Source organism: Edaphobacter sp. HDX4 (assembly GCF_036877565.1).
Taxonomy (GTDB): Bacteria; Acidobacteriota; Terriglobia; order Terriglobales; family Acidobacteriaceae; genus Edaphobacter.
In genome coordinates this window covers 176,914-202,571 of the sequence record NZ_JAEDXW010000005.1, presented here as the reverse complement: position 1 = coordinate 202,571, position 25,658 = coordinate 176,914, and the positions used below count along the sequence as shown (strand labels likewise).

Here is a 25,658-nt window from a genome sequence, read left to right as displayed (position 1 = left end):
TCCTTATACTTCAGCGATGAATGTGCCAGGGCGCACGCGGCGAAAGCGGAGGCGCAACCGATCCAAAGCCAGATAAACGACGGGCGTGGTGTACAGCGTAATCAGCTGGCTAAGCATTAAGCCGCCAACGATCGTGATACCTAGGGGTCGGCGCAGTTCTGAGCCCATTCCAGTGCCGAAAGCGAGCGGCAGCGCGCCGAAGATCGCTGCCATAGTAGTCATCATGATGGGACGGAACCGAAGCATGCAGGCCTCGAAAATTGCCTCCGCCGTGCTCTTGCCTTCCAGCCGCTCGAGGGCCAATGCGAAGTCGACCATCATGATGGCGTTCTTCTTAACAATGCCGATGAGGAGCACGATACCGATGATCGACATCACATTCAAATCCATGTGAAACAACATCAGCGCGAGCACGGCCCCGACGCTTGCCGACGGTAACGTGGAGATAATCGTCAGCGGATGAATCATGCTCTCGTACAAGACGCCCAGGACGATATAGACCGCCAGTAGGGCGGTAACAATGAGGGTGGGCTCACTTGCGAGCGACTGCTGGTACGCATCCAGCGTCCCGGAGAAGAGACCATGAATGGTGGAGGGCACGCCCATCTGCTCTTCCATCTGCTGGATCCCTGCTGTCGCATCACTCATGGCGACACCAGGAGCCAGGTTGAAAGAAATAGTTACTGACGGAAACACTCCCGTATGATTGACCTGCAGTGGCGTCGTGCGCGTCTGGTGGGTCGTGATCGCCGCGAGTGGCGTTATCGTGTTAGCACTTGCTCCATTGGTCGATAAACTCCCCGGTTTCAGGTAGATATTGTTCAACCCCGTAGGCGATTGCCAGTACTGCGGGGCGACTTCCAGTACGACGTAATACTGATTCATCGGGGTGTAAATGACAGAAACTTGCGACTGCCCAAAGGCTGAGTAAAGGGCACTGTCGAGTGATTGTGCTGTCTGCCCGAGACGTGCTGCTGTTATCCGGTCGTAGGTGAGCATCTCCTCGAGCCCGCCGTTCTGCTGATCGCTGCTGACATCCTGCAGAATTCGCATCTTCTTCATATTCACGAGAAGGATTGGGCCCCAGTGGGCGAGGTCGTTAAAGTTGTCTCCCTGAAGCGTGTACTGGTACAGGGCATTGCTGGCGCGACCTCCAATTCGAAGGTCCTGTACCGGCTGGAAAAACGCGGAGGCCACCGGCAACTGGCTGATTTTTGCTCGAAGACGACCAATCACTTCGGTCGCGCTCACCTTGCGCTCACTCAGGGGCTTCAGCGAAATAAAGATCGTTCCGCTATTGGTTGCTCCACGGCCGCCGCCGGTGTACGCATTTACATAATCAACTGCCGCGTCAGCCTTGATGATCTTCTCCATCTCTACAAGCGAGTAGTTCATGAAGGGAAAAGAGGCGTCCTGCGGTCCCTGCACTCCGCCCATCAGCACGCCGGTGTCTTGAATCGGAAAGAAGCCTTTCGGAAATTTAGAAATCAGGACAACGTTGAGAACGATGGTGAGCGCAAGTAGGACCAGCATGAGCGCGGAATTTTCCAGGGCCCAGCGAAGCGAACTACGATACACAGACAGGACGCTATCGAAACACTTCTCGCTGACTCGGTAAAAAAGGCCATGCTCATCTTCGCCAGTGTGCGGCTTCAGTAAATGTGCACACATCGCCGGCGTCGTCGTCAGCGAGACAAGCATCGAAATCAGAATGGCGGCGGCGAGTGTGATCGCGAACTCGCGAAAGAGTCGGCCTACGATGCCGCCCATCATCAGAATAGGAATGAAGACAGCAACCAACGATATACTGATCGAAAACACAGTAAAGCCGATTTCACGCGCCCCCTGCAGCGCGGCCGTCAAAGGTTCCATGCCGCTTTCGAGATGACGTGCGATATTTTCCATTACGACGATGGCATCGTCCACGACAAATCCGGTCGCGATGGTGAGCGCCATGAGCGAAAGGTTGTCCACACTGAAGCCGAACAGGTACATCACTGCAAACGTGGTGATCAGTGATACAGGCACGGCCACGGCTGGAATCAGTGTGGCGCGTGCGCTTCTTAGAAAAACAAAGACGACTGCCACCACCAGGCAGATCGACAGAATTAACGTCTTTTCAACGTCGCGGACCGAGGCGCGAATCGTAGTCGTCCGGTCTAGAACAACATTGAACTGTATTCCCTGAGGGAGTACCGCCTTCAAAAATGGCATCTGCGCCCGGATACGTTCAACGGTATCGATGATGTTGGCGCCGGGCTGGCGAAAAATGACAACTGTTACGGACTTTTTCGTGTTCGTGTATCCAGCGACGCGCAGATCCTGGGATCCATCGATCACATCAGCCACATCTGAAAGTTGGACTGCGGTCCCATTGTGATATCCGACCACGAGCGGTTTGTAGTCGTCGGCGTGCGATATCTGATCGTTCGTGATGATGTCGGCGGTCAGAGCCTTGTTCGCAATCTGCCCTCGCGGTTCGTGCGCGTTCTGCAGGCCCAGAACTGATCTGACGTTCGCGAGTGTGAGCCCATAACTCTCCAGCTTTGTGGGGTTCGCCTCAACGCGCACGGCCGGTGCAGCTGCGCCTGCCACAAACACCTGACCTACACCCCCGATTTGAGAGAGCTTCTGCTGCAGGATTGTCGACCCGAGATCGTAGAGTTTAGGAACGTCATATTGTTTCGAGGTAAGGCTCAGAAGCATAATCGGGGAATCAGAGGGATTCACCTTGCGATACGAAGGGTTCTGCGGCAGGTTGGTCGGGAGATATGTCCGCGCTGCATTGATGGCCGCCTCGACATCGCGCGCAGCGCCATCAATGTTGCGGTTGAGATCGAATTGCAAGGTGATCGAAGTGCTACCCAGTGAACTGGAGGACGTCATCTCCGCAATTCCGGCGATGTGTCCGAACTGGCGCTCTAGTGGAGTCGCCACTGAAGATGCCATAACTCTCGCGCTCGCTCCAGGAAGAGTGGCACTCACGGAAATAGTCGGGTAATCCACCTGCGGCAGCGGCGCTACCGGCAACACTTTGAAAGCGATCGCACCAGCAAGAGCAACGGCGATCGTGAGCAGGGCGGTCGCTACAGGGCGCCTGATGAACGGAGCCGAGATGCTCATGCGTGCTCCCCGACGGGAAGGGGTTCATCATTCTCCACCCGGTTTGTCGGTTTCTTTCCGGTGAGTCGCTGACCCAATCTGTCGACAAAGATGTAAATGACCGGAGTCGTATAGAGCGTGAGCAATTGACTCACCAGCAGACCGCCAACCATCGCAATACCGAGCGGCCGCCGCAATTCGGAACCCAGGCCGCGACCGAGCGCAAGTGGAAGTCCGCCGAGTAAAGCTGCCATTGTGGTCATCATGATTGGACGAAAACGCAAAACGCTCGCTTCGTAAATCGCTTCGGTCGACGTTCTTCCGTGCTCGCGCTCGGCTTCGAGGGCAAAATCGACGATCAGGATTCCGTTCTTTTTCACAATTCCGATGAGCAAAATAATTCCTATGATCGCTACGACGCTGAACTCCTGATGAAACAGCATCAGAGCCAGGAGCGCGCCAACACCGGCGGACGGCAGAGTCGAAAGGATTGTGATGGGGTGAACAAAGCTCTCGTAGAGCACCCCGAGCACGATGTAGACGGTGACCAATGCAGCGAGAATCAGAAGCACTTCGTTGGAAAGCGAGTTCTTGAAAGAGGCGGCAGTCCCTTGGAAATCGCCCTGCAAGGAAGCCGGCATATGCATTTCGCTTACGAGTTCGTCGATCTCATCGATTGCGGTTCCGAGCGCCGTGCCAGGAGCAAGATTGAATGAGATGGTCACCGACGGAAATTGCCCCTGATGATTGATCGTGAGCGCTTCAGGAACTAGCGAGAGATGCGAGAACGCACTGAGGGGGACAACGTTCGCCTGGGATGTGTTTGTGGCCAGATTTGCCGCGTTGTTGCCGTTGCGGGCTAACGCGTTAACTGGCGGCGAAAGGGCAGCCGCCGATGGTGTGTACAGAACTGAGGTCGTTGTAGCGTTCGAGCCTGCCGCAGCGGACGACGAAGATGAATAGGAAGTGACCGGACCAGCCCCGGACGTTCCCGAAGAGGCATTCGCCCGAATATAGAGATCGCCCAGGCTAGCCGGATTCTCCTGCCACTCCGGCTGGGTCTCGAGTATCACGTGATATTGGTTGCTCTGAGTGTAAAGAGTATTGATTTGACGCTGCCCGTATGCATCATAAAGCGTGTTGTCGATGGTGGATGGAGCAATTCCCAGGCGTGATGCCGTGACTCGATCTAGAGAGAGGAACAACGATGGTGCGCCGGTTTGCTGGTCGGTAGCTATGTCCTCAATACCTTTGAGTTGTTTCAGTTGGCCGACAAATTTGTTGGTCCATGCATTCAGTTCGTCGCTATTGGGCCCTTCGATCGTGTATTGGTACTGCGTGCGACTGACGCGGTCGTCAACCGTGATGTTCTGGACCGGTTGCATGTAGAGCGTGATGCCGTGCACTTGCTGCAGGTTATTGTTGAGCCTACGAATTACATCGGCGGCGCTCAGTTTGCGCTGTTGGATCGGTTTCAGATTGATGGAAATGCGACCACTATTCAGAGTTGTGTTGGTGCCGTCAGCCCCGATGAATGATGAGAGGCTTTGGACGGCGGGATCCTGCAGAATGAGTTTGGCCAAAGCTTGCTGCTTTTGCGCCATTGCGGAAAAAGAAATCGATTGGGACGCCTGCGAAATGCCTTGAATAACTCCGGTATCCTGCTCCGGAAAGAAGCCTTTAGGAATAACGATGTATAGATATACGGTCAATCCCAAAGTACCAAGCGCGACGAGAAGCGTGATCGTCTGGTACCGCAAAACTATCTTCAGAGTGCGCCCGTAGAAGGCGATCATGCGATTGAAGACATCTTCGGAAACGCGATAAAACCAGGTCTGTCGGGCTTCCGGCCTGCGGCGGAGGATTCGCGAAGACATCATCGGCGTCAGGGTCAAGGACACTACCGCAGAGATGACGATCGTGACTGCCAGCGTGACTGCAAATTCTCGAAACAGCCGGCCAACCACGTCGCCCATAAGCAACAAAGGAATCAGCACAGCGATGAGCGAGACTGTTAAAGAAAGAATCGTGAAGCCAATTTGCCCTGCGCCCTTCAGTGCCGCCTGCAAAGGTGAGTCGCCGTCTTCAATGTAGCGGGAAATATTCTCAACCATTACGATTGCGTCATCCACCACAAATCCCGTCGAGATGGTTAGTGCCATAAGCGAGAGATTGTCGAGGCTATACCCCAGCAGGTACATCACTGCAAAAGTGCCTACAAGGGACACCGGAACAGCGACACTGGGAATAATGGTTGCGTACAGGTTCCGCAGAAACAGGAAGATCACGAAAACAACCAGCCCGATCGTGAGCATCATTTCGAACTGGACATCGTCAATTGATGCCTGAATGCTGGTGGTGAGGTCGGTAAGGGTCGTGATTTTGATTGAAGCCGGAAGGTTCGCCTCAAGCTGAAGCAACAGCGCCTTGATGCTCTTCACAACATTGATAGTGTTCGCTCCAGGCTGCCTCTGGATATTCAAAACGATAGCCGAGGTGCGGTTCATCCAGGCAGCTTGGCGCCTGTTTTCAACGCCGGTCACTACATTTGCTACATCCTTTACCAGAACCGGCGCATTATTCTTCCAAGCAATAGGAATATTGGCGTAATCGCCGGCAACGGTGATCTGATCATTCGCGTCCAGTTGGTAGTCCTGGCGAGGGCCATCAAAGTTTCCCTTTGCTGAATTCACGCTGGCCTGCATCAGGGCGGTGCGGACGTCCTCCATGTTGATGCCGTACGAAGAAAGTGCAACCGGGTTAACCTGGATGCGGATTGCCGGCTTTTGCCCTCCGCTGATGCTGACGAGTCCAACACCGTTGAGCTGCGAGAGCTTGGGCGCGAGCCGCGTATCCACCAGGTCCTCAACCTGGGACAGTGGCATGGAATCTGACGTGATGCCCAACGTGAGCACCGGCGCATCCGCTGGATTGGTTTTGCTGTACACCGGTGGCGAAGGCAAGTCGGAAGGGAGATAGCTCTGCGCGGCATTCATCGCCGATTGCACTTCCTCTTCCGCGACGTCGATATTCAGGGATAGGTTGAACTGTAAGACGATCACCGACACCCCCCCAGAACTGGTGGAAGTCATCTGGCTGAGGCCCTGGATCTGTCCGAACTGTCTCTCCAGGGGGGCCGTGACCGTGCTGGTCATAACATCGGGACTGGCTCCCGGATATTGCGTCAAGACCTGGATGGTAGGGTAGTCCACCTGCGGCAGCGCGGAAACCGGCAACTGTCGGTAGGCGACAATACCCGCGAGCAGGATGGCGGCCATGAGTAAGGCCGTGGCGACGGGCCGCAAGATGAATATGCGGGACGGGCTCATGGAGCGTTCGTCTCACTGGAAGTTGAGGACAGCTGTGCAGTCGAAACTGTAACGTTGGATCCGTCCTGCAGCTTATCGAAGCTGCTGTTGGCCACGACGTCGCCCGGCTGGATTCCTTCAACCGCTGTCATTCCGGAGTCGGAGACGCCAGGCTTAACGCCGGTCATCTTCGTCTGCTCGTTGTGAATTACATAGACGAAGGCCGTATCCCCATTGTGCTGCACTGCTGAAGACGGAACAAGAACCTGGTTCTGCACGGTTCTAAGCGGCAGGCGCGTGTTCACGAATTGATTCGGGAACAGCGGGTTGTCGCGGTTATCAAACGTGGCACGCAGCTTTACAGTTCCTGTTGTAGTGTCAATTTGGTTATCGATGGTGACCAGCTGACCTGTCGCGAGCCTCGTCTGTTTCTGGCGATCCCACGCCTCTACGGGACGTATGCCATGGCGCATTTCGTCCAGCACCTGATTCAGCTGGTCCTCGGCCACTGTGAAAACGACCGTGATGGGCTGAATCTGCGTGATTACTGCAAGAGCAGTCGTGCCGTTGGCTGTGACCAAGTTGCCGGGATCTATAAGGCGAAGACCTACTCGCCCGGAAATTGGCGACGCGATGTGGCAGTAATCAACTTGGACCTCATCATAGTGAACGACGCCTTGGTCGTATTTCACCGTGCCTTGGTATTGCAGAGCCAGCTTCTGCTGATCTTCGAGCGTTTGACGCGGGATGCCATTGCGTGCCCAGGCCTGTTGATATCGCGCCAGATCCATCTGTGCCTGCGCCAGCAGTTGCTGATCGTGTTCCAACGTGCCCTGTGCCTCTTCCAATTGAGCGACATACGGCCGTGAATCAAGGTCGATCAGCGGATCGCCTTTGCGTACGAGTTGCCCTTCACGATAATGGACGGCAGTAATGACACCTGTGACCTGAGCCGTGATTGTGTCAGTGTAGACGGGAGTTACAGTGCCGATCCCGTCGAGATAGGTCTGAACGTTTCCAAGCCTGGCGGTTGCAGCAGTGACCGGTACGGGACCGTTCGCGCGCAGTGGTGCTGGAATTAAGGCGCGCTCTGAGCGGTGATGAAGGACAGCTGCAAACAAAGCGGCAAACACCGCCAGTACAACAGACCATAGCCCGCGATGACGTTTTTTCGAGACGACGGTTCCGCTGGATAATGGTGTCGGAGCTTCCGTCGCCGCTGAAACCGATTGTTGTGGGTCCATAATCTTCTTCCAGTGAGCCTTCGCATTTCCCTCGAATATCCTCTGAACCGCCTTTGGGAATCGGAGTGAGAAGATATTTCAAAGCTGCTTCATGCGAGAGCTCTCACTCCGCTTTGAGGTGGCTCTCTCTTAACGGAGAGCAAGTTTGGTGCCAATGCATTTGGCGGAAAAACCACGTCATCACCTGCGCTCGCAGCACGGGTTGCGAGTTCATGAGGGAATCGGTGTCGAAATATCGACAGATTGTCTGTGCGGTGTCAGCTTATGCGTTTTGTGGCAGTGTTAATTACGAAGGGGCGACTGTGCGCAATTGATACTAGGGAGATCGGAGAAGTCTCCTCCCAATGCTTTAATCAGCAGCACACTACCGTCCATTCGCCCGCGAAGCATCGGTAGGCTTGGCTGATTGCAGCAGTCGCCTGAAGAGATGTTTCCGGCTTTCATGATTTTCTGTTCGGGTTACTGAGCCGCGCCGGCGCCGTTCCGAATATTGTTCAGACAGCCAGCGAGATGCCGACTGTCATCTCTCTCGTGGATTCTGGCATGGGTGTTGCACTCATGCCGGAATCGGCCGCGAGACAAAGATTCGCGAAGATCATAGTGTGCCGCGTCGCTGACCGCATCCCTCCCTCAGAAATTGGAATGATTGTCGCAAAAGGAAATGGCCTGCCGGCAGTTCAAAGATTCTGCGAGCTTGCTCAGAGTATCTTTCGGATCTGATAGGGAAGCCCCTTCTCGGAAGCCTAATCGAGGTTGCGCGATCGCAAACGGATAGAGACGGTTCGCCGATACGGGACCAGCGATACCGCACGACGTTGACTCACATCATGAGGAATTCGTCTGAAAAGGGGTCTTTCATGCCTGACGGGAACAATACGGGAACATTGTCGATTTGGTGTTTTCAGCCACTTACAAGAAAGGAGTAGAATCGCCTCGGAGATTTATTGCGGGAACTCATCGCTAACTTGCTGATTTTAAATTGCTAATAGAGACATAATCGGACCGCCGACGCCGGCTTTTCAGGGCTGGCCTCGCGGGCAACCAACACTGTTTGATGCCAAAATACAGCCCGGGATACCGACTTTTACCGGCTACACCGGTTCATAATCCCTTTAAATGCGCAGCCGTCCACTTTCAGCACACCTTCACACGGTGAAAGTCGTAGGTTCGAATCCGATCGTCCCCCACGGCCAAGTGGCAATATCGGTTCTTCGTCAAATCCTTCGTCAAATTGCGCGCCAAAGAGGCTCCAAAAACGCCTCTTTGCTCCGAGTTATCCTACAGAAAACAAATGTACTCCATGCTGTACGACCCGCCTGTTAACCGAAGGGTTGTAGGTTCGAGTCCTACCTCAGGAGCATACAAGTCAATCACATACAATTTCCTCCTCTTTCGACTCCGTCAAACTTCGTCAAACTCTACTTCGCACCTTGCATCTGCCGGGGGTAATGCTCGCAGGTTGCGTCCTCTCAAGCCCGTCCTTTCAATTGATGCGACCCATCCATCGAGAGTCGTAATGGCGTGCGAGTTGACGCTCGAACGACACCCTCCTCCAACACCTGGACGTAGACGTAGCCTGTGGTCGTGATGCTCGCGTGTCGCAGCACGCCTTGCGCATCCTTTAACGTACCGTGCGACTGAAGGTGCGTGCCTAGAGATCGTCGCATCGTTGTGCGTGTACGCGACCATGAGCACGCCGAAGTCGCATGCGATGCAGATCGTCCTCAGGACCTCGGACGACGTCGGCAAGACGTGGTCTGAACCCATCACACTCTTTCAGCACCCCGATATGCTCGGCGCCGACCCCAACCTTGTTCTGGACAGGGATCGTGTGCTCGCCTTTTCGACCACCGTGCCAAAGCCCGGCGTAATTGAACGAACGCTGATTTATATGCGCGAGAACAAGGATGGCTTTCACTGGAGCGACGAGGTGCAGATTGCAATGCCGCATCGTTACATCGCGGAAAGATTCATCGCGGATGGCGGTTACCCGACGGCACTCTTGTGATGGGCTATGCCTGGATCTATGGGCCGAGGTGTCCATCCCGGATCGCGAGACCGCCGCCAATAGAAAGGGCTGTTTTTAACAAGTCTCTTGGTGCACATACCGTGGTTGACTGCCAAAATGCCGATTCCAGGGCGGGGGACGATTAGGATGTGGGCGAGCTCATGAGCGATGACATGCTCGGGTTTTGCTGCTTGCCCCAGGCCTGGGTGCAGGATTCCATCTGCCCTGATGTAAGTTATGTGATTTTTCTGGTCGGTCAGAGCGAATGTATATCGACCCGCCGAATCCTGGCCCAGGTGCTGGAGCAGGGATGCCCAGGTTCTGTCGTCACAGGCCATTACCCACGTCCAGCCGCTTGGGTGAGGGAACTGCTGGACGATGGGCTTGATTATCAGATATGTGTCAAAGCAAGCCCTGGGTGTGGGGCTGCCCGGCACTGATCCAGCTTGAAGGGGAACGTAGTTTGGTTGAGCTTGGGCGGGACCAAACGCACAAAAAACAAGGGAGAACATCGCGGGGATGCGATGTATCACTTTCGTATCACAGGCCCTTTTGCTGCGCCTGGTGGATACCCTCGCCTGTGCTTCTAAGCCGTTTGTTTATTGAGGTTATTTGGTGAGAGCGCTGGGGCTCGAACCCAGGACCAACGCCTTAAAAGGGCGATGCTCTACCAACTGAGCTACGCTCTCAGACCACATTTCCAAAATATCACACATCATCGTGCAAAATGATCGACTCAGAATGTGTTGCGCTCTCTGAAGCTCCAGTGTGACGTGCCAGTTACCTGTTAGCCTCCAGTACTTGTCCGGAGACTTTATTGCTGTGACTTGACGGAGGGATGCGGCAAACCTTTACTGCGACATTGCTGTAAGCGCAAGGGAAGGCGGTAATTGCCTGACGTGCGAGCACAACCCAGCTCACGCCAGCGGGGCGTAGCAGAGTAAGGCGATCACGGTCGCTGCGCTCACTCAGTCGGGCCTGCAGGCTTTGTCCAACTTCCCATGACTTCGTTAGAGACGGAGTGATGGCAGCCTCCCCTCCATCTTTGGAGTAGTCAGGCAATGCGCTTCGTTCAGCGATCGCCCGAAACGACTGCGCGTCTTCGCCAGGCTTGGTGATGTAGTCGGAATCGAGTGCGAACAGAGCGTCTTTCGGCGTATTGCGTCGGATCCAGTCGAAGGCTTGAACCCAAGGGTTGTTTTGCTGTCTGTTCGGAAGCTCAATGTGAGCGGAGGATGGAAATGTCTGGCGTTCCGAGAAGAACATAATCGTCGCCAGCAATCCAAATGTTGCAACCCAATGCAGCTTCCTTTTTCCAAGCCAGACTGATAGTTGGGCACCTACAAACAGAATCATCACCGTGTAGATGATCTGAAAAACTCTCAGAGGCTGCAGGCGTGCCACAAGCAGGTTTTCGGCATGCGGAGTGGCAAACAAGAGAGCGACGAGTACAGAGGCAAAGCCAGCCGTAATGCTCATGCGGGCCAGAGCGATTCGTGCTGGGTTATTGCCTCTTCTCGCACGTGCGAAGGCGGTAAATCCAAGGATCAGCATCGGCCCGGCGAGGCCCATCCACTCATACCAGTGCCACTGGCTGAGAAACCAGTAGTATCGCGACATTGCAACCTGTCGATAGTCCGAACTTTCAGGGGCACCAACTATACGCAAAATCGAGCCGACGACCACAGAAGCCATGCACAGAACCCCGGTTGACAGTAGCCAGATTCTGCGCCCGGGAACAGCCCCTGCAACCAGCGCGAGGATACTGCCAAAACCATATGCCGCCATCAGTGGGTGCATAAGTCCGGCGATCAACATCAAAGCGCCGACCTTCGTCAGCGACGATACGTCATGTTCTTCGTGCCGCCGCCACTTCATCATGAATTCGAGCGCATAGTAGAGCGCCAGCAGGATACAGGGTGTAGAGATGCTTCGCGCCGTGACATAAGGATCCATCAGCATCAACGATGTCCCCGCGACGGGCAGTGCGAGCCACGTCGCGAGCAAAGTCACAGATCCCAGGCGAGCCGTCCCTTCGAAGCATCGCTCCGCCAGAAGCCATCCAGACCATAGCGTGGCCCAGGTCGCCGCAAGATATGTCATCAGCAATATGGTTTGGAGCCCAAGGCCCGATGCTCTAACGGCCAGAGCCAGCATAGGAGCGAAGATCGAAAACCGCAGATGGCCTAAGACAAATCCGGACTGGTATGGATACATGCCCGGTTCCAGTACTCGCTTCACCCCGGCCAGATACAGGCCACCGTCTTCGGCGAAAGGATGGTATCCATGAACCAAAAATGCAAAAAACGTAAGGGTACTTACAACCAGCATCGCTCTCCCGCGGTGCGTGCGAAAGGGAGCATCTGCACTGGGTTGCGAAAGCGACACTACCGAGGTTGCCAAAGGTTCAATACTCCAGGGTTTGATATTCCAACGAACCCATAACAAGCGAAAAATAGCTTGCCACAAGGATCGACAGGCAACTTTGCCGTAGATTTAAGACGTATTCTCGGGCGTTCTGGTCTACTCGGTCGCAAAAGAATAGTGACGTTACAATGGAGAAAGTACACATCTACTTGACTTAGCTTGTCACGATCCAATCTTTGTAGACTTCAATGACCCAGACGCGCTCCCGTAATCTTGCCAAGACTATCCCCGGCCTCCTGGTCAGCGCATTTTTTCTCTGGTACACGTTTCGCGGGATTCACCCCTCGGCATTTCGCGCTCTTAGTCTCGTGCATCCGGTCTGGATCGCGGGGGTAATAGGTTTCACTCTCGTTGGATATACTCTCCGCTGTGTTCGCTGGGCTCGTATGTTGCAGTCTACGAATGCTCGTTTTGCTACATGCGCGCGCGTGCTCATGATCTCCCTCGCAGCGAACAATATCATGCCGCTGCGGATCGGGGACATTATGCGGATCTTTACTTACGCACCGGATCTTGGAGTGGCGCCTTCTGCTATCTTCAGCACGGTGATCCTTGAGAAGCTGCTGGACGTCTTTGTGGTAGGCCTCATATTTGTACGAACAATGGGGGCCGACCTGCCCCGCAATATCCGGAATGGTGCTGACGCCGCTCTTTTGGTCTCCGTGGCTGGCCTTTTGGTTTTGATGTTCGGAGCTGGCAAACTGGAGATGCCTGTTCGGAGGTTTTTCTCCGCTTTGCCGAGAAATAAACTTGTCGACAAGTTAGAACATTGGCTGCTTCTGGCAATTACCACGCTTCGACAGATGGGAGTCAGGGGGAACGTTGTGCTCCTGCTCCAGAGCTTCGTCATCTGGTTTTGCGAGGGAATGATCTTTGTTTCGGCCATCCACCTGGTGGGACTCCAGACCGACATGCTGGGGCCGTGGGAGGCCGTCTCGTTCGCTAACCTGTCTTACATGTTGCCAAGCTCTCCCGGCGCCATTGGACCCTTTGAATGGGCCGTCAAGACGGCGCTTGCGAGCCATGGAACCCCTCGTGCTATGGCGGCGGTCTTTGGATTGGCGATCCATGCCTGGATGCTGGTCTCTGTGACTGGAGCAGGAGGACTGATCTTCCTTATCCACCGTCTTAGAATGCATAAGCATACGCCGCTGCTCGAAGAGATTGAGACGCTGCCGACAGAGCTTCCGTGATAGAACCCCTGGTTCTCACTTTGTAGTGCGAAGCGCTACCCGGCTTTTCGCAGCCAAGTGGGAACGGAAGCGTCTGTTCGGCGATGCCGTCACGTAAACTTAAACAAAACACAATCTAAGCGGTGGTTTCGAACGCATGTATCGCACAGTGCAACAAGCTCTCCTCGCCTGTATCCAGAGCATCCTCGCGCAGAAGTATGACATTACTCTCGCAAACCTCGTTGTAGAGCAGCCTCCTTCCATCGCGCTCGGTGAGCTGGCGCTGCCGGTTGCCTTCGAACTGGCGAAGAGGCTTCGCAAAGCGCCGCGTGCGATTGCTACAGAATTGGTGACGGAGCTCTCATCTGATCTGCCGGAGGGAATCGTTTCAGTGGAGGTAGCCGGAGCAGGCTATCTGAACATTCGACTGGACCGTGCTGCGATTGCTCGCAGTATTGCCGGCGATAAGCATGCTGATGTTGGCGGCCCGGGATTCCGTCTGGTAGAACACACAAGCATCAACCCCAACAAGGCAGCCCATATCGGTCATCTCCGCAATGCAATACTTGGTGATACCTTCCAGCGCTTGCTCCGCTCCGACGACTACAAGAGCGGATATGAGGTCGGTGTTCAGAATTACATCGACAATACCGGGGTCCAGGTTGCAGATGTCGTGGTCGGGTTGGTGCGCCTTGAGGGTCTTGATCTTGCGGGAACACGCAAGCTGCTGGCAGATCTTCAGGCAAGAGGTCAACGCATTGATTTCTACTGCTGGGACCTTTACGCCCGAGTTTCGCAATGGTATACAGCGGATGAAGCCGAAGTGGCTGAGCGGAAGCAGCTTCGTCTGGAGACGCTTCACGCGATCGAGCATGGCGGCAATGAGACCGCGGAGATCGCCGACATTATTGCAACTGCGGTGCTGCGAAGACATCTGGAGACGATGGCTCGTCTCTCCATTGAATATGATTTTCTTCCCAGAGAGAGCGAGATTCTTCACCTCCATTTCTGGGACGCCGCCCGCCAATTGATGATCGAGAAAGGCGTTCTCTATCTGGAGACGGAGGGCAAAAACAAGGGCTGCTGGGTCATGCGGCGCGCACCGGTAAACGGCGCGAGTTCAGCGCAGGAGACGAGCGAAGGGCCCGATGAGGATGCGAAGGTCATTGTTCGGTCCAACGGAACTGTCACTTACGTCGGCAAGGACATTGCTTATCATCTCTGGAAGTTCGGTCTGTTGCCGGGGAAAGACTTTGGCTACAGGAGATTTCGCGAGTATCCAACGCACACCTGCTGGATTTCGACGGATGGAGAGAGCGATCCCGGACATCCGGTCTTCGGTCGGGCGGATGCTATTTACAACGTGATCGATTCCCGCCAGAACGATCCACAGACGCAGGTCGTGCAGGCTCTCCGCGGGATGGGGTTCACGGAAGAGGCTGATCGTTACACGCATTTCTCCTACGAGATGGTGGCGCTGACTCCGCGCTGTGCGCTCGATCTGGGTTATGCGGTGAGCGAGGAGGATCAGAAGCGGGCTTATATCGAGGTGAGCGGCCGCAAGGGATTCGGAGTTAAGGCCGACGACCTGCTGGACCGTCTGATTGCTGCTGCGAGGACTGAAGTGGATGCTCGCCATCCGGATCTACCGGAGGATCAGCGGGAGACGATCGCTCGCCAGATCGCCGTCGGAGCGCTGCGCTACTTCATGCTGCGATATACGCGAAACACTGTGATTGCGTTTGACTTCAAGGACGCGCTGTCTTTCGAAGGCGAGACGGGGCCGTACGTGCAGTATGCGATCGTTCGGGCGGCCAATATCTTCCGGAAGGCGAATACCACGGCCGAGGCTTCGCTGGCAGCTTTTGCCGGCCTCGAGCTGAACGGGCTTCTGGACAGCGAAGAGGGAAGCGCAGTCTGGGAGACCTGGCTGCTGGCGTCGAAGCTTACCCTGATGATCGAGCAGTGCATCGCTACTTCAGAGCCGGCTTACCTGGCCCGGTATGCCTTCCAGCTGGCGCAGCAGTTCAATAACTTCTACCACCGGCACCACATCCTGAACGAGACGGACCCCACGAAGCGCAGCCTTTATCTTGCGACGGCCGCGGTGGCTCAGCGGGAGATGGTGCGGGCGCTCGGGTATCTCGGCATCGAGGCGCCGGAACGGATGTAGGGAGCGCAGTCTGCGCATGGTACCCCTCCCCCGTAAATTGCGCAAAATATTGAAAGCATTAGAGATAAGGGTGGACCTCCTGTTCTCAACAGGTCTGCTGGCAAAGGGTGAGCCCTGGAGAATCTCTCCAAGGCCCATCTTCTTAAATTCTATTGAACGGGGTGGAATTGACCGGCGAATGGATCTGCTTGCGTTCGTTCGATTTAGAGGATTGGGGGCTTGACAGGAGAATCACACGAGACGAGGTCGCTGGTTTGTCGGGGTTGTGATCGAGAACTTGCTACCCTACGGAGGCTCTGGAGATAAAAAAGGCCCGGACTCACAAGGAGTCCGGGCCACTTGTTGAAGGTTAGAAGTGATACCGCATGGACAGCTGCATCTGTCTTGGGTTGGACCGGATCGGCGTACCCTGGTTGTTGATGTTGCCGAAGCCAGATGCGGTCAAGTTGGTGATGTTGTTCCCAGGATTTCCCCAAGATGCGTGATTGAACACATTGTCAGCATCAGCCCGGAAGTTGATCTGATGCTCGTGCCAGATGGTGAAGTCCTTGGTGACGGAGGCTCCAAAGGTCTGGAAGCCAGGTGCACGTTCGGACCCGACACGGGCGGTACCGAAGGTACCGATCGCAGGCTGACCGTATGCGCAGACACCGTTGTCGACGCCCGGCGTAGTGCAGGGAGTCGCTGACGGATCGGTTCCAAACCAGTTGGTTATCGAACGATTGACCACCTTGATCTTTCGATACTGATTTGGACGCTGGGCTCCGCTGTTTACTTGCGAGTTGTTGGATGCGCTGAGGGTGGTAGGGAAGCCAGAGTAGGCGACACCTGTCAGGCTGGCCTTCCATCCTCCCACGACCTCATCCAGGAAGAGTGGCATGTTCGCACCGTACTTGCGACCACGACCAATCGGAAGATCATAGACGAGATTGAAGTTGACAGCGTTGCGAACGTCCTGACCCGTGGGGCCGTAGTCAAGGCCGAGGTTGTAGACGTTTTCGGCATAAGCACTCGGATTGTTGATGCCCGGAGCGCCGTAGAAGCCAAGGCTGTTGGTCATGGCGCGGCTATAGGTGTAGTTTGCGGTGTACTGCAGACCATGGGACAGACGCTGACGGAAGGTCGTCTGGAGGGCGTTGTAGTTCATCATTGCGTTGGAGTCGGTGAAGCGGATGGTGCCGGTGTAGCCTACACCCGGAGTGTCCTGGTAGGGAGACTTGGGGCACCCAGCTGGCTGTGGCGAGCCGGCGGCCGGAAACGGCTGAACAACTCCATTGATGACGCATGGAGCTGGAAGCTGATTGCGCCGGTTTGCGGTGATGAGGTGAGCGCCTGACTCGCCCACATAGCCGATCTGGAAGGAAGCCGTGTTGCTGAGCTGGTACTCGAGGGTCAAGCTGTACTCGCTGATGAAGGCAGGCTTGATCTTCTTGTTCCAGACGTTATAGACGACGCCAGATGCTCCGCCTGTGCCGCTTGCAGTTCCGAATCCGCTCTGCACGGCGAAGAACTGACCAGGGGCCCCGGTTGTCGCATTCGACTGAAGACCAGTAGCCTGGTAGGAGCCCTGGAAGGGAAGGTTGGTGGTCATACGGAGATTCGCACCGGTTCCTTCCATGAAGTTCTGGATTCCGTATCCGCCGCGCACAACCAGGCGAGGAGTTGACTGCCAGGCGAAGCCGATACGGGGCATAACGCTACCGTAGTAGGGGTCGACGAGTGCCCGATTGTATCCAGCGGCCTTGGCCTGCGCAGAGCCAGCCAGCAGGATGACCGATGGATTGGCCGGATCGATCGTTGACATCTTATTGTTGACCTCGTAGATCGGCTGGACGTACTCATACCGAACGCCGAGATTGAGCGTGAGGGTTGGGGTGACCTTCCAGTCGTCCTGAGCGAAGTAAGCATCACGCCAGGAGCGCATACCGACCGGTCCGGAGACACCACCCTTGCTGACAAATCCAGCGCGGTTCAGGACGAAGTCAGCTCCGGTATATCCGCCGGTTGTTCCGTTCGCGGTTCCGGCGCCCAGGTAGTAGAAGCCACCCATAGAGCCGTCGTTGCCGGGATAAAAGTTGTTCTGCTGCTGGCGGAGGAACTGGGCACCGAACTTGAAGGTGTGCCGGTTCTTGGACCAGGTCAGGTTGTCTCCGTAGAGAAAGGTGTTGAGGGTGTAATTAGTTCCGGCGTTGGAGTTACCGATGGTAGTGAAGTCGCTCGATCCGTTGGAGGCCTGAATGCCCTGTGGGCTGGCGGAGTTCGCCATTGTGAGGCCCGAGAAGCCTGCAAATGGTTGACCGCCCGGGATGCCGAGGAGGCTGTTGCCGTTCAAACCGAAGGCGCCGGTGGGGTCGAGCGTGACGGCTCCGTTGTTCTGAATACGGGTATAGCCAGCACGGAACTCATTAACGATCGAGGAACTGAACTGGTGAACTTCGTTGATGGCTACTCCCCGGAAGGGGAAGGTTGGGGCGCTGTTGAAGCTGGTCGGTAAGGCGCTCAGAGTGGTCTGTCCGCTGTCCATCTGGGAGTAGCGAACGAACATGTTGTCCTTTTCACTGAGCCTATAGTCGACCTTTACATCGAACTGGTCGCCATAGTTCCGCTGCTTCTGGAGCCCATGGTAGTTGTTCACGGTTGGCGTGCCAGCGTTTGGAGCAGCGTTGGGAAGCGGATAAAGCTCCGGGTGCGCAAAGAGGTACTGTGCGGCCGGGTTGACCACGGGAATCTGGTTGTTGACGTAGGCGGGGAGACCAGGCTGCGTCGCGTTGTAGAGCTGAACGGTCTTGCTGTTCATGATCTTCGGATCGAGGAGTTCGGAGAAGTCTCCCTGGCGCATCTTTTGGGTATAGACGCTTGCAACGGACTGACCGCCGGAGTGGAAGCGGCCCCCTTGATAGTCGACGAAGAAGAAGAGCTTATCCTTAATAATCGGACCGCCGAAGGTTCCGCCGAAGAGGTTGCGGGTGTAGGAGTTTTTCGCAACGTGAGTGAAGTTGTTCTTCCAGCTGTTGGCATCGAGGTTGTAGTTGCCAAGGAAGTAGAAGGCGCTTCCGTGCCAGTTGTTGGTTCCGCTCTTGGTCTGGTAGATGACGTCGCCGCCGTTGACGTTGCCATACTCGGCGCTTGCGTTGGAGGAGATGACCTGGACCTGAGCGATGGCGTCGACATTAGGAACATAGCCGATGATGTCGTCCAAGGTCTGGTTGATGTTCATACCATCCAGAAGGTATTGATTTGCCTGCTGGCGGTTTCCATTGACGGAGACGGAGGCGCTGCTGCTGCCGCTGTTGGGGTTGTTGCCGCTGAGCGGACCGGAGACGGCTGCGTTGCTGACGAAGCTGTTGGGCTGAGTGCTAACCGAGCCGGGAAGGAACATGGTGATGGCGGTCAGGTTACGGCCGACGAGAGGAATGTTCTGAATGGCGCGCGTGTCGAGTGTCGTCGCGAGTGTGGGGTTCTCGGTGTTGATGAGAGGAGCGACCTCGGCTTCGACCGATACCTTCTGCTGCTGGTTCTCGAGACCGAGTTTGCCATCGATCTTGGCGTTCTGGCCGGTTTCAAGCGAGAACGGACCGTAGGTTGACGTGGCAAAGCCCGCCGCCGTGATCGTCACCTTGTACTGGCCGATCTGGAGGAAGCGGATGTTATAGATACCGTCGTTGTTCGTCGTGGCCTGGGTGGCGACGTTGGTCTCAACGTTGGTTGCGGTGACGGTGGCGTTCGGAACCACGGCGCCGGAGGGATCCGTCACTGTGCCGTTGATGCTGCCTGTGATCGTCTGCGCTCTGGATACAGCACAACATACGACCAGGAGAAGGACGGCCAGAATACTGAGTCCTATGGGTTTTCGTTGCATCGATAGTCTCCTCGAAAGGTTCGTTCTACGTGAGGTGTTTGCTCTACGGCTGCGCGTTGGGGAAGAGAGTCGCTTGAATCCCATTGGTTTGTCTCCGGGCCAATACGGACTTCGCTCTACCCAACCATTGTTTTGTGTCTTCGACCGTGAGATCGTCTTGGACCATGCTGCTATGCCATGAGGCTTCCAGCAGTGGTGGTGTTCGGCTGCGGTTCCTCCTTGTTCCTGGATGATGAGGCCATTCTCTCGATGGCAGCAGGAGCACTCTGTGGATTTCGTGAACCCGCATTGTGATCCCTGCCGTGTGGGAATGTCCATTGAAAAACTTCGAATTTGTGACCAGACGCGCTCGCCTGGATGACCCCGAAATTTGCGTTCCCGGCATCAACGTCACAGACTCCAAGAGACTTAGTGAAAAGATTGCGAGTCTTGCCTAGGTTTGTCGCAGCGGGGAGCCGGGGCGCTGGATGGCAGCGCGCAGCGGACTGGTCGTGTAGTTGTCTGTACAACGGTGCGTTCGAAGGTGCGACCAAAGAAGCCTCCGTACTGAACCTAAACCCGGGGTAGGCGAAAGCCTGCTCAAAGCAAAACGGCCGTCGTATCCGTAGCCTCAGGGACGGACCGACATTGAGAAATGGAAGATATTATTTGGATCGTAACGCTTTTTGACCCCTTGAAGGAAGGGATAAAGTCCTTTGTCCCCGTAATAAAGTTGGGGCCAGAAGGGATAAGCCAGCATGTCGGCGTCTGGGTAGTTGATATAGCAGCCCTCGTATTGCTGATTCGGATAGGGGGTGCCTTTGTGCGGCTCCTCGACATCTGGGCCGGAGTAGAGGTCAGCGTAGAAGTCATGCATCCACTTCAGCCGTGCGGCGTCGTCGGCTGGGTTCTGCCAGTAGGTTTGGAACTGGAGCTTCATGACGGAGGCCCGCTGGGGGATGGAGGTCTCTTCGGCGAGCGCTGGACGATTGACGGCACCGCCGTAGGAGTCGACGGCGAGAATTCCGCTGAGCTCAACTCCGGGAACCTCGAGGGTGAGGTGCTTATAGATGGTGCGAGCTTCGGCGGAGGTGAAGTTGCGCTTCATGTAGCAGGATTTGTACTTGGCCCGGGTTCCACCACCTACGCCTCCACGCACCGTGGCTTCAAACCAGGGAACGATGTTCATATGGGCGTCGGTGCAGGTGACGGGAGTGCCATCGGGCATCTTGCGAACGGAGACCTTGCCTGCATCGGGACCATGCCTCTGACCCATGTGCTCGGGTTCGGCGACGAGGGGCTTGCAGGGCTTGAAGAGCTCGACGAACTCCTTGAGGGGACCGAGGTCTTTGCAGGTTCCATCGGGATTGCAGAACTGTGCGGAGATTCCGACGCGCCCTGAGGATCGGTGGGAGAGGCCCATAAAGGTGAACATGCCCCAGGTATCGGGATCCTGACCCCGGGTCTCGAGGTAGTGTCCGTAGGTTGTCAGGATGGTCTCGAATCGCTCCGGTGTCATGTCTTCCCAGGGGAAGGACATGCTGATGTTGGCGACCTCGACCGGCGCGACCGGAAGCTTGTCGAAGTAGTAGCCGGTGATGACGCCGAAGTTGTTGCCTCCGGCTCCGCGACAGGCGCGGAAGAGGTCGGGGTCGTGGTTCTTGTCGACGCGACGCGAGGAGACGTGTCCCGAGGCATCGACGGTGACGATGTCGACGGCTGAGAGCCAATCGACGGTGAGGCCCTGAAGGCGGCTGAGAACGCCGTAGCCTCCGCCGGAGATGTGGCCGCCGGCACCGACTCCATAGCAGGATCCGCCGGGGAGAGTAACTCCGTATTCCTTATAGAGACGATTGTAGGCATCGCCGAGACGGGTTCCCGGGCCGATCTTGTAGGTGTGTCCGCTTCCTGAAGGGTCCATTTGGTTCAGGAGGCTGACATCGAGCAGGACGCCGCCTGGATTGTTGCAGACAAAATCCTCGTAACAGTGACCGCCCGACCGGATGGTGGGACGAAGACCGGCTCGCACAGTTTTCTGAAGCGTCTCAGCGACATCGCTGGCGCTCTCGCAGACCTCGATACGGCCTACGGAGTCGGCGTCCGAGACAGGCCATCTCCAATTGTTGCCCTTCTGCAAAGCCTGGAAACGAGGGTCCTGCCGTGAAACGGTAGTAGACATGCTGCTCCTTGCAAAACATTGGGTGGCTCGACGGTGATGCCACCGCACTCCGAAGTGCTATCCCGCCAAAAAGTGCAATTGAGGTACAGAGAGGCCAGAGACACAGTGAAGAGAGACAATCGTTCCAACTGGTTGTAAGTTCCTGAGTAGCTTGATTTTCATCTTACTGAAACAAAGAAGTCAATCGGGCATATGTCCTACATGTTTATGGGGTCCGGAGCAAAGGTGGAGGGCCGAATGACGTGTCATCGCGCGCTTTGAATTGTCCTGGACGGTTTGAGATGATTCGCGTCTCTATGAGACGGATGATCTTCGCTTTTGGGTGAGTCTCGAGACGAAGTAAAAGGGAAGGCCTGCAGCAGCGATCAGCATGGAAAACGTGAGTGCGGGAATGCCGGCGACGGTCTCGGTTCGAGAGGCGTAGAGCGCATAGAACGTCAGGGCGGCTGGGCAGAGGCCCAGAAGGACGGGAACCCAGTTTGGTCCGGGGATCCGGAATGGGCGGGGGAGGGAAGGCTCGTTGCGGCGCAGAAGGATGAGGGCGACGAATTCGAGGATCATCGAGAGGCCGTAGAGGACCAGGTCGATGGTGATGAGTCGCTCGAAGGGAAGGCCGAGGGCAAGGGCCCAGCAGATACCGCAGGCGAGGACAGAGACCCAGGGAGCTCCATTCGAGAGTCTTTTGGTGAAGACCTGAGGGAGGAATCCATCCTCTGCCAGAGCGTGGGGGAGGCGTGTGTAGGAGAGAGTGAGATTGCTAAAGGTGCCGAAGTCGTCGAGCGAGCCGGCTAGGACGATGGAGACCGCCAGCAGGGAGCCGCCGAGGACATGCCCGGCGTCGACCCAGGCTCCGGTCGAGAATCGTTCAGCCGGAATGCCGGCCCAGGCGACCGCCGCGATGGGAACGATGTAGGTCAGCATGACCATGATGGCAGCCAGCAGGATGACGCGGGGATAGTTTCGTTGCGGGTTCTCGACCTCGTTGGCGATGGTGGTGGCGTTATCCCAGCCCATGTAGTTCCACATTGCTACCAGGATGGCTGTGGAGAATGCCTTGCCGTGCGGGGCTGAGAGGTTGGCGTGTCCTCCGAAAGGGCCACTGGCTGCATGCATTCCGGCGAAGATTGCGCTGGTGATGAGGATGAGGAATGGAGAGATCGCGATGAGCCACAGGCGCACGGAACCTTCTCCGACGGCAGCCGCTCCGCGCAGGTTCCATAACATCGCAGCGACTACGACCGCCAGTTCCAGCGCTATAGCACGGTGGCCGCGGGTAAGCGATGGGGCGAGATGCTCCAGGTAGAGGACGAAGGTCGTAGGGTAGATGGCCATGTCGAAGACGGAGGCCGCAAGGGAGAGCCAGGCTTCCTGGAAGCCCCAGAAGGGACCCATCGCCCGCCGGACCCAGGCATAGAATCCGCCTTCCGCGGGAACCGCCGAGGCGAGTTCGCCCAGCATGAGGGCCGTAGGGAAGCTCCAGAAGAATGGCAGCAGAAACAGAAGCCAGAGGGCATGGCCATATCCACCGAAGCCGATAATGTCTTCGAGATCGTAGGGGCCGCCGGAGACCATGAAATAGGTCGCGGCGAGCAGCGGGATGAGACGAAGCTTTTTTATCCGGCCGCTGGATGAGCCTGCCACTGACTTCGCGATGGGCATAGGTGATGGAATCTATCCTACCGTCCTCGCACTTCGCGGATGAGCGGCCGTGATGAATTTGAGCGGTGTTGCACTTCATTTGCCGTGCGCTGCTTTCGATGGAAAAATCGTAGGGCAGTGAATTGAGCCCAACGCCGGCTGGCCACAGATGGTCGGCTGGAGAGATCGCATGAGGAAGAAGACATGCTGGAAGATCTAAAGAAGGCCACGCTTGAGGCCAATCTGGAGCTGGTTCGTCGGGGTCTTGTGCTCTACACGTTTGGAAATGCCAGCGGAATCGACCGCAGCCAGGGCCTGGTGGTCATCAAGCCGAGCGGTGTGGACTATGACGCTCTTAAGCCGGAGCACATGGTGGTCACCGACCTCTCCGGCAGAATCGTCGAAGGCGATCTGAACCCCTCGAGCGACCTGAAGACGCACCTGGAGCTCTATAAAGCTTTTCCGAGTATCGGTGCGGTTGTGCATACCCACAGCGAGAACGCCACAGCCTGGGCACAGGCCGGACGTGAGATCCCAGCGCTGGGGACAACGCATGCCGACTACTTCCATGGCCCGGTGCCGTGTACGCGCGAGCTGACGGATGACGAGATCAACGGCGACTACGTTCTGAACACGGGTACGGCCATCATCGAGCGGTTCAAGAACATCGATCCTATGGCTGTCCCGGCGGTTCTCGTCGCGGGTCACGCCCCCTTCGCCTGGGGTAAGGATCCTCACGATGCGGCGCATAACGCCGTAGTGTTGGAGGCCGTGGCCAAGATGGCCTTCATGACGGTCCTGCTGAATTCCCAGTGTGGCGTCTCCAATGCTTTACTGGATCGGCACTACTTCCGCAAGCACGGTGCGAAGGCGACCTACGGGCAAAGCAACCCGGCTGAAGCAAAGAACTAAAAGAGATCCGGATTACCAGAGGGTGGGGAAGATGGCAGTTGTAGCGGGTGTGGATTTTGGAACACTGAGTGTGCGCGTGACCCTGTTGGACTCGGAGCGCGGCCGGTTGGGAACTGCGGTCGCAGGTTATCCGCTCCATCGAAGACGTGAGGACCCTGATTATGCGACGCAGTCGCACGCCAATCAGATGGATGCGCTGGTTAAGGCCACGCGAGAGGCACTGCAGCTGACCGGCGTACACGGCGAAGATGTACTGGCGATGGCGCTGGATACCACCGGCTCGAGTGTGGTCATGGTGGATGAGGCACTGCAGCCGCTGGATGATTACTACCTCTGGTGTGACCATCGTGCTCATCTGGAGGCACAGCAGATTACGGCAAAGGCTCACGAGATGAAGCTGGAGGCGATCGACTGGTGCGGCGGAGTGTATTCGCACGAGTGGGGCTGGGCGAAGCTGCTGCACTGGTTGCGCCATGCCGACGATGCCAAGCGAGCGAAGTTTGCGACTGCTCTCGAACACTGCGATATGGTGGCGGCCACGCTTACCGGTATCAAGAGCCCTGATCAGGTGAAGCGGAGCGTCTGTGCGATGGGCCACAAATGGATGTGGAATCCAAAGTGGGGAGGCCTGCCGGCAGAGGAGTTTCTGGTCGCGGTCGACCCTCTCTTCCAGGGCGTGAGAGAGAAGATCGGTGGCGAGTACCTGACGTCCGACCATATCTATGGAGGGTTGAGCGACGAGTGGGCGACGGAGATGGGGCTGAAGTCCGGGATCCCGATCCCGGTCGGCGCCTTCGATGCTCACTGGGACGCTCTGGGTGCGGGATGTAAAGAAGGAGACGTCGTCAACGTCGTCGGCACGTCGACGTGCATCATCGCAATGGCTGGCGAGACGGAACTGGTTCCAGGCGTATGCGGGGTCGTGCCGGGCAGCGTAAATCCCGAACTGACGGGCATTGAAGCGGGACTGTCAGCGGTGGGAGACATCTTCGAAAGCATCGCCAGGCGAGCAGGAACCACGGTGAAAGAGCTTGCCCAGGGTCTGGAGTCCTATAAAGCTGGCCAGACAGGACTGCTGCGGATGAGCTGGGATAACGGCGATCGCACCGTTCTGGTGAATCCGGAGCTGGGCGGGGTGACGCTGGGGTGGAACCTCGTGCACACGGCTCAGGATGAGCTGTTTGCTGCTATCGAGGGGACCGCCTTTCATACCCGCATCATCCTCGAACGCATGGCCGAACACGGCGTACCGGTGGAGCGTGTCATCAATGGAGGAGGCGTTCCGCAGAACAATGCCGTCCTCAACCAGGTCTACGCCGACGTCTTCAACAAGCCGGTTCTCGTGCCGGATGGAACTCCCACCAGCCTTGGCTCGGCAATCCTCGCGTTTGTGGCTGCCGGCGTCTTCCCGTCCATCGAGGACGCCCAGCGCAAGCTATGCCTGCCCTTCAGAACGTTCGATCCGGAGCCCAAAGCTGCTGCCCGATACGAACAGCTCTATCACCTCTACAGGAAGCTTTACTTCGCTCTCGGCTCCCGGGATGCCAAACCGGTGGCCCTGGGAGAGGTTCTCCCGGAGCTGCGTCATATCGCGAAGCAGGCCAGGGGCGACGAGTAGTTTCGCGATCTGGAGAAAGATTCAAACTCCACAGGTGAT

At 56.5% G+C, this 25,658-nt stretch carries 12 protein-coding genes, 1 tRNA gene and 1 pseudogene; 6 read left to right on the top strand and 8 right to left on the bottom strand.

The genetic code is table 11. The annotated features are described in order from the left end of the window. Nucleotides 1-3: 3 nt before the first annotated feature. Genes JAO29_RS07485 through JAO29_RS07475 form a run of 3 tightly spaced genes read right to left on the bottom strand, consistent with a single transcriptional unit; the run spans nucleotide 4 to nucleotide 7,654 of the window. Complete coding sequence (locus JAO29_RS07485) at nucleotides 4-3,123, bottom strand: efflux RND transporter permease subunit (RefSeq protein WP_334267572.1); 3,120 nt, start codon at nucleotides 3,121-3,123, stop codon at nucleotides 4-6. Next, nucleotides 3,120-6,431, bottom strand: coding sequence for an efflux RND transporter permease subunit (locus JAO29_RS07480; protein WP_334267571.1), 3,312 nt, complete (start codon nucleotides 6,429-6,431; stop codon nucleotides 3,120-3,122). Before JAO29_RS07480 ends, JAO29_RS07485 begins: the two co-directional genes overlap by 4 nt. Continuing rightward, nucleotides 6,428-7,654 carry an efflux RND transporter periplasmic adaptor subunit gene (locus JAO29_RS07475; RefSeq protein WP_334267570.1) on the bottom strand — a complete coding sequence of 409 codons (1,227 nt, stop codon included), beginning with the start codon at nucleotides 7,652-7,654 and terminating at the stop codon, nucleotides 6,428-6,430. The genes JAO29_RS07480 and JAO29_RS07475 overlap by 4 nt, the downstream gene beginning before the upstream one ends. 441 nt (nucleotides 7,655-8,095) lie before the next feature. Here JAO29_RS07475 and JAO29_RS23460 point away from each other — a divergent pair. Both JAO29_RS23460 and JAO29_RS07470 read left to right on the top strand, forming a co-directional pair. After that, a pseudogene (locus JAO29_RS23460) lies at nucleotides 8,096-8,374 on the top strand (LysR substrate-binding domain-containing protein); the annotation flags it as partial. A gap of 967 nt (nucleotides 8,375-9,341) precedes the next feature. Further along, nucleotides 9,342-9,662: a sialidase family protein gene (locus tag JAO29_RS07470; protein WP_334267569.1), complete on the top strand. Its 321-nt coding sequence runs from the start codon at nucleotides 9,342-9,344 to the stop codon at nucleotides 9,660-9,662. 613 nt (nucleotides 9,663-10,275) lie between these two features. On the opposite strand, the gene JAO29_RS07465 is transcribed toward JAO29_RS07470, so the two are convergent. Together JAO29_RS07465 and JAO29_RS07460 are read right to left on the bottom strand one after the other, a co-directional pair. Then, nucleotides 10,276-10,351: transfer RNA gene (locus JAO29_RS07465), tRNA-Lys, on the bottom strand. Between the two features lie 91 nt (nucleotides 10,352-10,442). Then, nucleotides 10,443-12,065 (bottom strand): hypothetical protein, encoded by a 1,623-nt coding sequence (locus tag JAO29_RS07460; RefSeq protein WP_334267568.1) that lies wholly within the window; start codon nucleotides 12,063-12,065, stop codon nucleotides 10,443-10,445. A 212-nt stretch (nucleotides 12,066-12,277) separates the two neighbouring features. Here JAO29_RS07460 and JAO29_RS07455 point away from each other — a divergent pair, with 212 nt between their 5' ends. Continuing rightward, nucleotides 12,278-13,282 (top strand): lysylphosphatidylglycerol synthase transmembrane domain-containing protein, encoded by a 1,005-nt coding sequence (locus tag JAO29_RS07455; RefSeq protein WP_334267567.1) that lies wholly within the window; start codon nucleotides 12,278-12,280, stop codon nucleotides 13,280-13,282. Nucleotides 13,283-13,418: 136 nt separating this feature from the next. Further along, nucleotides 13,419-15,434: an arginine--tRNA ligase gene (locus JAO29_RS07450; RefSeq protein ID WP_334267566.1), complete on the top strand. Its 2,016-nt coding sequence runs from the start codon at nucleotides 13,419-13,421 to the stop codon at nucleotides 15,432-15,434. 349 nt (nucleotides 15,435-15,783) lie between these two features. On the opposite strand, the gene JAO29_RS07445 is transcribed toward JAO29_RS07450, so the two are convergent. The 3 genes from JAO29_RS07445 to JAO29_RS07435 form a co-directional block, all read right to left on the bottom strand. Then, the gene (locus JAO29_RS07445) at nucleotides 15,784-19,293 is read right to left on the bottom strand and encodes a TonB-dependent receptor (protein ID WP_334267565.1); all 3,510 of its coding nucleotides are present in this window, start codon (nucleotides 19,291-19,293) and stop codon (nucleotides 15,784-15,786) included. 610 nt (nucleotides 19,294-19,903) lie between these two features. After that, complete coding sequence (locus JAO29_RS07440) at nucleotides 19,904-21,451, bottom strand: FAD-dependent oxidoreductase (protein WP_334267564.1); 1,548 nt, start codon at nucleotides 21,449-21,451, stop codon at nucleotides 19,904-19,906. A 294-nt stretch (nucleotides 21,452-21,745) separates the two neighbouring features. After that, nucleotides 21,746-23,110 carry an APC family permease gene (locus JAO29_RS07435; RefSeq protein WP_334267563.1) on the bottom strand — a complete coding sequence of 455 codons (1,365 nt, stop codon included), beginning with the start codon at nucleotides 23,108-23,110 and terminating at the stop codon, nucleotides 21,746-21,748. Nucleotides 23,111-23,293: 183 nt separating this feature from the next. On the opposite strand from JAO29_RS07435, the gene JAO29_RS07430 reads away from it, so the two are divergent. Next, nucleotides 23,294-24,001 (top strand): L-ribulose-5-phosphate 4-epimerase, encoded by a 708-nt coding sequence (locus JAO29_RS07430; protein WP_334267562.1) that lies wholly within the window; start codon nucleotides 23,294-23,296, stop codon nucleotides 23,999-24,001. Between the two features lie 31 nt (nucleotides 24,002-24,032). Continuing rightward, nucleotides 24,033-25,619, top strand: a complete 1,587-nt coding sequence (locus tag JAO29_RS07425; RefSeq protein WP_334267561.1) for a ribulokinase — start codon at nucleotides 24,033-24,035, stop codon at nucleotides 25,617-25,619. Nucleotides 25,620-25,658 lie beyond the last annotated feature (39 nt).

What these genes read in the sequence shown, in the direction of transcription:
- JAO29_RS07480 (WP_334267571.1), bottom strand. Translation starts at nt 6,431, where the DNA reads ATGAGCCCGTCCCGCATATTCATCTTGCGGCCCGTCGCCACGGCCTTA.
- JAO29_RS07425 (WP_334267561.1), top strand. Translation starts at nt 24,033, where the DNA reads ATGGCAGTTGTAGCGGGTGTGGATTTTGGAACACTGAGTGTGCGCGTG.
- JAO29_RS07435 (WP_334267563.1), bottom strand. Translation starts at nt 23,110, where the DNA reads ATGCCCATCGCGAAGTCAGTGGCAGGCTCATCCAGCGGCCGGATAAAA.
- JAO29_RS07485 (WP_334267572.1), bottom strand. Translation starts at nt 3,123, where the DNA reads ATGAGCATCTCGGCTCCGTTCATCAGGCGCCCTGTAGCGACCGCCCTG.
- JAO29_RS07430 (WP_334267562.1), top strand. Translation starts at nt 23,294, where the DNA reads ATGCTGGAAGATCTAAAGAAGGCCACGCTTGAGGCCAATCTGGAGCTG.
- JAO29_RS07440 (WP_334267564.1), bottom strand. Translation starts at nt 21,451, where the DNA reads ATGTCTACTACCGTTTCACGGCAGGACCCTCGTTTCCAGGCTTTGCAG.
- JAO29_RS07470 (WP_334267569.1), top strand. Translation starts at nt 9,342, where the DNA reads ATGAGCACGCCGAAGTCGCATGCGATGCAGATCGTCCTCAGGACCTCG.
- JAO29_RS07445 (WP_334267565.1), bottom strand. Translation starts at nt 19,293, where the DNA reads ATGCAACGAAAACCCATAGGACTCAGTATTCTGGCCGTCCTTCTCCTG.
- JAO29_RS07475 (WP_334267570.1), bottom strand. Translation starts at nt 7,654, where the DNA reads ATGGACCCACAACAATCGGTTTCAGCGGCGACGGAAGCTCCGACACCA.
- JAO29_RS07450 (WP_334267566.1), top strand. Translation starts at nt 13,419, where the DNA reads ATGTATCGCACAGTGCAACAAGCTCTCCTCGCCTGTATCCAGAGCATC.
- JAO29_RS07455 (WP_334267567.1), top strand. Translation starts at nt 12,278, where the DNA reads ATGACCCAGACGCGCTCCCGTAATCTTGCCAAGACTATCCCCGGCCTC.